Origin of the sequence: Streptomyces sp. NRRL S-350 (assembly GCF_000719705.1) — a bacterium.
GTDB lineage: Bacteria > Actinomycetota > Actinomycetes > Streptomycetales > Streptomycetaceae > Kitasatospora.
This window is the reverse complement of record NZ_JOHO01000197.1, coordinates 1-539: the sequence shown is the minus strand read 5'-3', so window position 1 is coordinate 539 and position 539 is coordinate 1. Positions and strand designations below refer to the sequence as shown.

At 71.4% G+C, this 539-nt stretch carries 1 protein-coding gene; it reads left to right on the top strand.

Annotation, left to right across the window (positions count from 1 at the left end):
* Positions 1-539: SDR family NAD(P)-dependent oxidoreductase (locus IF30_RS0140490; RefSeq protein WP_030248274.1), on the top strand; the 539-nt coding region annotated here is incomplete at both ends.

Here is a 539-nt window from a genome sequence, read left to right as displayed (position 1 = left end):
CTCGACCCGAACGGCACCGTCCTGATCACCGGCGGCACCGGCACCCTCGGCAGCCTCCTCGCCCAACACCTCGTCACCACCCACGGCATCCGCCACCTCCTCCTCACCAGCCGACGCGGCCCCGACACCCCCGGCGCCGACCAACTCACCACCCGACTCACCGAACTCGGCGCCACCACCACCATCACCGCCTGCGACACCACCGACCGCCACGCACTCGACACCCTCCTCACCCACATCCCCACCGACCACCCCCTCACCGCCGTCATCCACACCGCCGGCCTCCTCGACGACGCCACCCTCACCACCCTCACCCCCCGACAACTCCACACCGTCCTCCAACCCAAAACCGACGCCGCCTGGCACCTCCACCAAGCCACCCGCCACCTCCCCCTCCAAGCCTTCGTCCTCTACTCCTCCATCGCCGCCACCATCGGCAGCCCCGGACAAGCCAACTACGCCGCCGCCAACGCCTACCTCGACGCCCTCGCCACCCACCGCCACACCCACGGCCTCCCCGCCCACTCCCTCGCCTGGGG